Consider the following 5,462-nt stretch of genomic DNA (forward strand, 5'->3'; position numbering starts at 1 on the left):
TTAACCGTGCCTTTCGCCACTGGACAGGGAGTACACCGGGCAGTTACCGGCGTGGCTTGTAACGCCAATTCTCTTGATTGATCTGTCGGCCTGTCGGCTACGATCCGGCCTGAAAAACTTGAAGTTAATGTATTAGTATATTATAAATTAGCTTGAATTCATTTATTCGATCTTACTCACACAGGTTTGCAGTTAAATTAAAAGGGGTAAAAAATGGGCAAGCAGTTGGCCTTCTGGTGCATGAACCATACCCGTACCGTTTTTATTGCGGTACTGGTAATGACGATAGCGCTGGGACTGATGATTCCCAAAATCATCATCGATACCGATCCGGAAAATATGCTCTCCGCTGAGCAGCCGGATCGCATCAAGCATAATGAAATTCGAGATCGTTTTGGCCTGCATGACATGATTGTTGTCGGTCAGGTGAATACTCAGCATGAACACGGCGTTTTTAACCCTGAGTCTCTGGCGGCTCATTATGTCCTGACCCGTGCCATCGAACAGATGGAGGGTGTAATAGCGCGAGATTTGATGTCGATGGCTGCGGTGGATAATGTCGAGCAGGCAGGTGTCGGCACCATTGCCTATGACTGGCTGATTCCTGCGCCCCCGCAGACTCAGCAGGAAGCCGATCGCATTCGCATGGCTGTTGAGCGCCTGCCGATGTATCAGGGTACGCTGGTATCAGAAGACGGTCAGGCTGCGGCTCTTTTCGTTCCCCTAGAAAGCAAGGACATCAGTCACCGCATCTCGATGGAGATTCAGGCAGTTGTAGAAGGCCTGGGTGTTGCTGATGAATTTCATATCACAGGTCAGCCGGTGGCGCAGGATACCTTTGGTGTGGAAATGTTCCAGCAGATGGCCATTTCTGCCCCTCTGGCTGGCCTGGTGATCTTTCTGGCGATGCTGTATTTCTTCCGCAGCCTGCCCTTGGTTGTAGCCCCCATGCTGTTGGCGATGGCTACCGTGATTTCCACCATGGGTCTGCTGATTGGCATGGGTTACACCGTGCACATCATGAGTTCGATGATTCCTATCTTCCTGATGCCCATCGCTGTGGTGGCCTCGGTGCATGTGTTATCGAACTTTGCTGACCGCTACCGCCCTGGTGATGATCCTAAAGAGGTTATGGGTGATGTCATGGACAAGCTGTTCAAGCCGGTGCTTTTTACCGCACTGACCTCAGCGGTCGGTTTTTTGTCACTGCTGACTACCCCTATTCCTCCTGTGCAGGTGTTTGGTGGTTTCATTTCTTTTGGTGTGGTGATCGCCCTGCTGCTGACGCTGGGCTTTATTCCGGCTTATACGGTATCGCTGAAGCGTGAAACTCTGGACAAGATGGCTGAGAAGTCACGTCAGAAAGACCTGGCTGACCAGCAGGCCAACAAAGATGGAGGCCTGCTTGGCAAGATGGGGCTCTTTCCAACCCGCAAACCCGGTGTGGTGATTGCGCTGGTGGTTGCGGTACTGGCGGTTTCTGTTTACGGCATTCGACAGATTCAGATCAACGACAACCCCACCCTCTGGTTCAAGGAAGATCATCGCATTCGTATTGCTGACAAGGTGCTGAACGAGCGCTTCTCTGGCACCTACGAAGCCTACATCAACCTGCGTCAGACCGGTATTGACCGTCAGGTTGATGAGCTGCGCCGTAATATCCAGTTGAAACTGGGCGAAGCCGAATCAGAAGGCTTGGATCTGCGCTCCACCTGGAACAATCTGTGGAATGAATCCGCTGGCGCTGCCTCCCCGGGCGATCGTCTGGAAACCTTGGCGATGTTGATTGATGACGAGATGTTTACTGCCAGTTTTGATGAGCAAACGGTCTGGGAGGAGATACTAGAGCAGGTGGAAGCTGGTCGTACCGCCACCCGTGCCTTCCAAAACCCTAGCCACCTGGCTTGGATGGATGAGCTGAAAGAGCATCTGGAAAGCACTGGCATGATAGGTAAAGCCAACTCTCTGGCCGATCTGGTGAAGACTATTAACCGCGAGCTGGTCAGTGGTGAAATGGATGATTATCGCCTGCCCGAGCGGGCTAATGGTGTAGCACAAACCATTCTGAGCTTTCAGTCCTCGCAACGTCCTGATGATCTGTGGAGTTTTGTTACTCGTGACTTCACTCAGGCGAGCATCTGGTTGCAGTTGCCCAGTGGTGACAATCAGGTGATGAGCCAAGTGGTTGATGCGGTTGATCGTTTTGTTGTCAGCAACCCACCGCCTGAAGGTGTTGAGCTGGACTGGGGTGGCGGCACCTACATCAACCTGGTTTGGCAGGATGAAATGGTTGAAGGCATGCTCTGGGCATTGGGTTCCGCCTTTATTGTGGTGTTGATCATGATGGTGGCACTGTTCCGCAGTGTGTTGCTGGGTGTGCTGGCGATGCTGCCACTGACCATCACCATTGCAGCTATTTATGGTGTAATGGGTCTGGTTGGTAAGGATTACGATATGCCTGTGGCTGTGCTTTCATCCCTGTCGCTGGGTCTGTCGGTCGACTTTGCCATTCACTTTATCCAGCGCCTGCGTATGGCTCTGGATGATGTAGGTGGTGACTGGAAGGCGGCGATGGATCAGGTTTTTGATGAACCTGCCCGTGCCATTGTGCGTAACGCGGTGGTAATTGCAGTTGGCTTCTTACCACTGCTGGCTGCGCCTTTAGTGCCCTACATCACTGTGGGCTTTTTCTTAGCCAGCATCATGGCGACTTCGGCTCTGGTCAGTCTGTTTGTGCTGCCTGCCTTTATTGCCCTGGCACCCCGTGCGGTACTGGGCAAGGCCGTTAAAAGTTAATTGGAGAAATTAAAATGAAAACGAATCGATCAAATATGGCAACAGGTCTGTTGAAAGTAGCTGCGGGTGTGGCCGGGGGTTTAACCCTGATGTTCAGTCAAAGTCTGTTGGCTGCGCCGTCTGCTAGTGAAATCATCCAGAAGGCGAATCAGGCTTCCTACTATGCAGGCAAAGATGGTCGTTCGGAAGCACGGATGCGAATTGAAGACAGTCGTGGCCGAACCCAGACTCGTCAGTTCACGGTACTGCGCAAGAATGTTGAAGGCACGGATCGCCAGCACTATCTGGTGGTTTTCAGCCGTCCATCCGAGTACCGCAACACGGTTTTTCTGGTGAATAAAAATCCTGCGGCAGACGATGATCGCTGGTTGTACCTACCGGATATGGATCTGGTGCGTCGTATTGCACCTGGAGACAAGCGCACCAGCTTTGTAGGTGCTCATATTTTTTACGAAGATATTTCTGGTCGTAACCTGAATGATGATGAACATCAGCTGGCAGAAGAAACCGCAGAGCAGTATGTCTTGCAGTCCACACCTAAAGACAAGGGATCGGTCGAGTTTGCCAGCTTCCGTACATGGATTGACAAGGAGACCTTCCTGCCCGTGCGTATTGAATACACCAATGCCGCAGGTGAGGTGTACCGCATTATGGAAAACGCCAACATCGAGGTGGTGGATGGTTACCCCACACCTACGATGATGCGTGTTCAGGATCTGCAATCTGGCGGTAATACCGTGGTGCAGTTCCGTGGTGTTAACTATGATCTGGGCATTCCTGACTCAGTGTTCACCGAGCGCAGCTTGCGTAATCCACCTGCTGAGTGGCTGGATCGGAGGTAAACATGAGTGCTGAAAAGCTTCAAAGGTTGCTGGGTTCGATTGCGCTGGCATTGAGCTTGACAGCCACGCCCTTGCTGGCTGACGACTGGGCTGCTGCTGGTGATGACTGGGGCGATGAATGGGAAGACGAGGCTGAGTCTCGTCTGCCATTCCGTATCGGTGGTTTTATTGAGGCTGCCGGTGGCATTCATCTGTACAACAACAAGGTTGTGGATGATCGCATCGGCAAAAACTACAACCTGGGTGAAACACGTCTGCGTCTGGATATTGACGGTGACTGGAAATATGTCAGCTACAGCTTCAAGGTAGATGGCGTGGCTGATGCTGTGGATGAAGAGTTGCGTGCCGAGTTGCGCGAAGCCTTGATCAGTACCAGTACTGGTGCCGTAGATTGGCGTGTCGGACGTCAGGTTTTGACCTGGGGTACGGGTGATCTGTTGTTCATCAACGACCTCTTCCCTAAGGACTGGCAGTCCTTTTTGATTGGTCGGGATGAAGACTATCTGAAGGGGGTATCTGATGCCATCCGTACCACCTGGTATGCTGAAGAAGTCACCCTTGACCTGGTCTGGAGCCCGTTGTTCAAGGAAGACAACTACCCGAATGGGGATCGTTTGTCCTACTTTAATCCCATGGCAGGTGGTCAGACAGCTCAGTCTATTTCGGATAATACCAAAGAGCCGAACAGCTTTCCCAGTGATGGCGAAGTGGCTTTACGTCTTGCTACCCGTCAGTCCGGTGTAGAGTATGCCTTGTATGGTTACTGGGGCTTCTGGCCTCAGCCCAATGATCAGCGCCAAGTTATTCAGGGCGGTAAAATGACTCACCCAGAGCTGCATGTGTATGGTGCCAGCCTACGTGCCGGTTTGGGTGCTGGGTTGTTTAATGCCGAGATGGGTTATTACGACTCACGGGACTACGACAATAAGCAAGCAGCCTTGACGCCTAATTCGGAAGTACGCTTTCTGATGGGGTATGACTGGGAGCTGATCACCAATCTGAATGTGGGTGTGCAGTATTATCTGGAATGGACACAAGACCATGATCAGCAGCAAGCCGGATGGGAGCAGATGGGTCAGCAAATGGGGCAGGAACTTGGTTATATGGCAGGAGAAGAATACCGCCAGCTGTTGACCACTCGCCTGACCTATACTCAGATGCGTGGTGATCTGATGTGGTCGCTGTTTGCTTTTGTTTCTCCCACTGATGATGACTTTTATCTGCGCCCGAGTGTGCGTTATCGGGTATCTGATGATCTGACCGTCAGTGCCGGTGGCAATCTGTTTGGTGGCAAGAAGGATTACAGCTTTTTCGGGCAGTTTGAAAAAGATACCAATGCCTACCTAAGAGCCCGCTACCGCTTTTGAAGCCCACATTTTAAATATGTTAAGCCAGTACCCAGCGGATGATGACTGGATGCTGGCTGGTACAGGCAAACAGAATAAAAGAAAAGCTTGAACTTTATATATTAGTATATTATAAATTATCGCAATACGTGTAATGAGATGTGCTAAAGCAGCAACTGAGCCATTGAAGCGCAGCGAAATGGCGTCCGGCCGCAAACGGCGGCGAACTGCTGCGCTTTGTTAACCCAGCGCTCTCAATACAGCCTGAGGCTCTTTTGAAACTACATGCAATAAGGCAAGAGCGGGTCCCATGTGGTGTTTGAATCGAGCCATCCCCATGCCCTCTTTACCTGAAAACCCGATCAAACCATAGTTCAGGAGGTTTTTCTACAGCCTGAACGCCTGCCATCACCGGTGACAAAGCCGGAGCGCCATTTCAGGGCTAACAGCACGACGTTCGCGCAATAATTCATTAACT

Annotated in this window: 3 protein-coding genes; all 3 read left to right on the forward strand. The window is 51.4% G+C overall.

Annotated features, from left to right (window positions below):
* The first annotated feature begins 213 nt into the window (after nucleotides 1-213).
* The 3 genes from IBX50_RS16635 to IBX50_RS16645 are packed head-to-tail and all read left to right on the forward strand — an operon-like array spanning nucleotide 214 to nucleotide 5,005.
* Entirely contained in the window at nucleotides 214-2,796 is a 2,583-nt protein-coding gene (locus tag IBX50_RS16635) for an MMPL family transporter (RefSeq protein ID WP_292257419.1), read from the forward strand.
* Nucleotides 2,797-2,810: 14 nt separating this feature from the next.
* The gene (locus tag IBX50_RS16640; RefSeq protein ID WP_292257420.1) at nucleotides 2,811-3,638 is read left to right on the forward strand and encodes an outer membrane lipoprotein-sorting protein; all 828 of its coding nucleotides are present in this window, start codon (nucleotides 2,811-2,813) and stop codon (nucleotides 3,636-3,638) included.
* Nucleotides 3,639-3,640: 2 nt separating this feature from the next.
* Nucleotides 3,641-5,005: a hypothetical protein gene (locus tag IBX50_RS16645; protein WP_292257421.1), complete on the forward strand. Its 1,365-nt coding sequence runs from the start codon at nucleotides 3,641-3,643 to the stop codon at nucleotides 5,003-5,005.
* Nucleotides 5,006-5,462 lie beyond the last annotated feature (457 nt).

Source organism: Marinospirillum sp., assembly GCF_014859565.1.

Bases quoted from the DNA above. Each gene is read 5' to 3' on its own strand.
- IBX50_RS16635 (WP_292257419.1), top strand. From the start codon at position 214: ATGGGCAAGCAGTTGGCCTTCTGGTGCATGAACCATACCCGTACCGTT.
- IBX50_RS16645 (WP_292257421.1), top strand. From the start codon at position 3,641: ATGAGTGCTGAAAAGCTTCAAAGGTTGCTGGGTTCGATTGCGCTGGCA.
- IBX50_RS16640 (WP_292257420.1), top strand. From the start codon at position 2,811: ATGAAAACGAATCGATCAAATATGGCAACAGGTCTGTTGAAAGTAGCT.